Origin of the sequence: Clostridium tagluense, from assembly GCF_003865095.1 — a bacterium.
Classification (GTDB): Bacteria; Bacillota; Clostridia; order Clostridiales; family Clostridiaceae; genus Clostridium_AD; species Clostridium_AD tagluense.
Genome location: NZ_BHYK01000080.1, coordinates 1 through 3,623, shown reverse-complemented (window position 1 = coordinate 3,623; position 3,623 = coordinate 1). Strand labels below are relative to the sequence as shown.

Below are 3,623 nucleotides of genomic sequence, written 5' to 3'. Positions count from 1 at the left end.
GAGTCTGGACCGTGTCTCAGTTCCAATGTGGCCGATCACCCTCTCAGGTCGGCTACGCATCGTTGCCTTGGTGGGCCGTTACCTCACCAACTAGCTAATGCGCCGCGGGTCCATCTCAAAGTGGAATCTTCTAAAAGAAAAATCCTTTGATGTAAAGGTCATGCGACCAAAACATATTATGCGGTATTAATCTCCCTTTCGGGAGGCTATTCCCCTCTTTGAGGCAGGTTACCCACGTGTTACTCACCCGTCCGCCGCTAATTCACCCCGAAGGGTTTCATCGCTCGACTTGCATGTGTTAGGCACGCCGCCAGCGTTCGTCCTGAGCCAGGATCAAACTCTCAATTTAAAAGTTTACACTTTTTATTTGAAATGAATAATCTGCGCCAACTGTTAAGCTGGTTAGCAAGCTCATTACATACTTTTTAGTCTTACGACTAAAATTACTTTTTTATCTAAAGTAATTAACTGGTCTAACGAAATATTATTTCGCTATTTTACCTATTTCTCTGTTTAATTTTCAAAGACCAACTTGTTTTGTCATCATGTGACGACTTTTACTATTATACTAGGCATTTCTTATTTTGTCAACATTTTTATTAATATTTTTTAAATATATTTCAAAATATTAATTATTAACTTATCAATCTCTACCTTTGCCGTTACTCATTAGCAGCGACAAGTAATATATTATCATCTTTGCCTATCACCATTTTTATTACTTTTCTTATATACTACAATTATATACAATATTCTCTATAATACTACTATATAGTGAGTATTCTTTATGTTGACACACTAGGAATAGTATACCTCATTAAAATCAATAATATACCTATCTTCTGATAATATATGTAATTATTTATACATAAGCCTTAAGTCATCTACATTTATAAAGCACTCAATGAAGAAGACTTAAGGCTTTTATATTAAATCATCTTCTTAGAAGCTACAATATATTAACGACTTCACAAGGAGATTTCCCCCTTGTAGACCTCCAAATCAGATAACAATTCTCAATGTCATCCCCCCACTGAAGTTTTCTCTTTGTTATAATATATGCCTTCCACTTATAGAGGTGGTGGCCTTCCTTATGGAATGTGGTTAAAAAATAGGAAGATTATCTAAATTATCTTCTGCGGTACTATTAGGTGAAGACTTTATAATATCATTTCCATTTCTATTTTTACCAACAACCACTGATTGGACAGTTCCTATTTTTGCCAAAGCTACAGCCTTACTAACATCTAATTCCTCCCCTGTATTAGTTAATACATTTGTAATATCTCCCTCTGCATTTTTTCTTACTTTAACTATCTTCATATAATTATCGCTCCTCGTTAATTAATATAACTCAAATTTCTTTAATAGTAACACTCCCTACATTAATCTTCCCACTCTATATTTAGTATTTCCCTTTTTATCATTATTTTATTACTAAGTTGCTACAAATTATATAAATATATAAGAATGATTAAATAATCACTTAAAGGATGCACCTATTGCCTGTCATATAAATTCAATAAAAAAAAAACACTAATAACTTAAAACATGAAGTTATTAGTGTTTTTTCTAATTTTGTTACCCTTAACCTAAAGGACTTTTAAATCCGTTACCTTGAACCTCCGCTATATCAATTATAGAGATAAAAACTTCTTTATCTATAGCTTTTATTACTCTCTTGATTTGTGGTAGTTGTCCTAACGAAACAACGCAGTACATTACATTTTTTCTATGGTTAGTATAAGCCCCTTCTCCATATAAAATAGTTACTCCCCTATTAAAGTTATTTAATATTGCATCACTTACTTCTTTTTCTTTTTCAGATACAATTAAAAGCATTTTACGTCTATTCAATCCATTAATTACTTTTTCCATAACAGCAGAAGTAATATACATAGCAATCAGCGTATATAATCCTACTTTAAAATCAAATAATACAGATCCAACAGCTACAATTAAGAAATTTATTATAAAGCTTACTATACCTACTTCTATACCGTACTTTTTTTTAACATATATAGCTATAATATCCATACCGCCAGTAGATCCTTCATTAGAAAAAACAATTCCACTACCTATACCTGAAAGTACTCCTCCATATATACAATAAAGAAGTCTATAGGATTCTTCCACAGGAGCAAGAATATTTTTTAAAGGTGAGGTAATAATTAAAAAAAACGATAAGGAAATGGTTCCTATTATGGTAAATGCAGTGAATCTTGTGTTTATCTTTAATATACTTAATATAAGAAGTGGAATATTAAGTACTAATATTGTAACGCCCATTGGCATATTAAAAATATACTGTAACATTAATCCTATTCCTGAAAGACCTCCACTAAGAAGCTTATTTGGAACTATAAATAAATTGATTGAAAAAGCTAAAATAAAACTACCTAACATAATAAGAACTATTTTCTGAAATAAATCTTTAAAATCAGTGGTGAATACCTTTTTCATGAACTGCCTCCATTTTTTTATATTACAAAATAATTATTGATTATTTTATATCCTATATTTGTTTTTGTGTATATTATGATTATATACCATTTAACACTTAAAACATCATGTATTTTAATACTTTATATTATAAAAGTAAATACTTGTTTTATGAGAGCAAACGCATTTATGGTATAATTAAGTGAGGTGATTTTATGAATAACTTAACAAATGATTGGAATGAACTCTTATTAGAAGAATTTAATAAGGATTATTTTTTAAAATTAAGAAACTTTTTAAAGCAAGAATATGAAACTAAGTTAATATATCCTGAAATACAAAACATCTTTAATGCTCTTAACTATACCGCATATAAAGATGTAAAAGTTATCATACTTGGTCAAGATCCTTATCATGGTGCTAGTCAAGCTCATGGTTTAAGTTTTTCTGTAAATGCAGGTGTATCAACACCCCCATCTTTATTGAATATATACAAGGAATTGTATAATGATATAGGGTGTTACGTACCTAATAATGGGTATTTAAAAAAATGGTGTGATGAAGGGGTTTTACTTTTAAATACTGTTCTTACCGTTAGAGCTGACCAGGCTAATTCTCATAAAAATAAAGGATGGGAACATTTTACTAATAAGATCATTGCACTATTAAATGATAAAACGGATCCTATAGTTTTTATTTTATGGGGAAATAATGCCCAGGCTAAACAATCTCTAATAACAAATCCAATACACTACATAATAAAATCTGTTCATCCAAGCCCATTATCAGCTTATAGAGGTTTTTTCAATAGTAAACCATTTTCTATTACTAATAATTTTTTAATTTCAAAAGGCATATCTCCCATTGATTGGCAAATTAAAAATTTATAATATATTATTTTGAACATAAAAAAACGTCTTAGAATTATCTAAGACGTTTTTTGGTGGCTAGACCAGGAATCGAACCAGGGACACGAGGATTTTCAGTCCTCTGCTCTACCGACTGAGCTATCCAGCCACATTACCTGGCGACGACCTACTCTCCCACAAAGTTGCCCCTGCAGTACCATTGGCGCATTGAAGCTTAACCGACCTGTTCGGTATGGGAAGGGGTGTTACCTTCATGCCATAATCACCAGATTGAGAAAATTATATTCTCTCAAAATTGCACAGTGAAATTTT

3 protein-coding genes, 1 tRNA gene and 2 rRNA genes are annotated in these 3,623 nt (G+C 31.1%); 1 reads left to right on the top strand and 5 read right to left on the bottom strand.

All coding sequences use genetic code 11. From position 1 onward, the window contains the following. The 3 genes from Ctaglu_RS24430 to Ctaglu_RS24420 form a co-directional block, all read right to left on the bottom strand. Positions 1 to 349 (bottom strand): 16S ribosomal RNA (locus Ctaglu_RS24430); the annotation flags it as partial. Between the two features lie 755 nt (positions 350 to 1,104). Further along, on the bottom strand, positions 1,105 to 1,323 hold the full coding sequence (locus tag Ctaglu_RS24425; protein WP_125006645.1) for a DUF3892 domain-containing protein: 219 nt from the start codon (positions 1,321 to 1,323) through the stop codon (positions 1,105 to 1,107). A gap of 264 nt (positions 1,324 to 1,587) precedes the next feature. Further along, a complete protein-coding gene (locus Ctaglu_RS24420; protein WP_125006643.1) occupies positions 1,588 to 2,463 on the bottom strand; it encodes a YitT family protein in 876 nt (291 codons plus the stop codon). A gap of 194 nt (positions 2,464 to 2,657) precedes the next feature. On the opposite strand from Ctaglu_RS24420, the gene Ctaglu_RS24415 reads away from it, so the two are divergent. Further along, the gene (locus Ctaglu_RS24415) at positions 2,658 to 3,332 is read left to right on the top strand and encodes a uracil-DNA glycosylase (protein WP_125006640.1); all 675 of its coding nucleotides are present in this window, start codon (positions 2,658 to 2,660) and stop codon (positions 3,330 to 3,332) included. A 51-nt stretch (positions 3,333 to 3,383) separates the two neighbouring features. On the opposite strand, the gene Ctaglu_RS24410 is transcribed toward Ctaglu_RS24415, so the two are convergent. Both Ctaglu_RS24410 and rrf read right to left on the bottom strand, forming a co-directional pair. Beyond that, positions 3,384 to 3,459 (bottom strand) — tRNA-Phe (locus Ctaglu_RS24410). A 5-nt stretch (positions 3,460 to 3,464) separates the two neighbouring features. Then, positions 3,465 to 3,581, bottom strand: a 5S ribosomal RNA gene (gene rrf, locus Ctaglu_RS24405). Positions 3,582 to 3,623: the final 42 nt, after the last annotated feature.

Bases quoted from the DNA above. Each gene is read 5' to 3' on its own strand.
- Ctaglu_RS24425 (WP_125006645.1), bottom strand. From the start codon at position 1,323: ATGAAGATAGTTAAAGTAAGAAAAAATGCAGAGGGAGATATTACAAAT.
- Ctaglu_RS24420 (WP_125006643.1), bottom strand. From the start codon at position 2,463: ATGAAAAAGGTATTCACCACTGATTTTAAAGATTTATTTCAGAAAATA.
- Ctaglu_RS24415 (WP_125006640.1), top strand. From the start codon at position 2,658: ATGAATAACTTAACAAATGATTGGAATGAACTCTTATTAGAAGAATTT.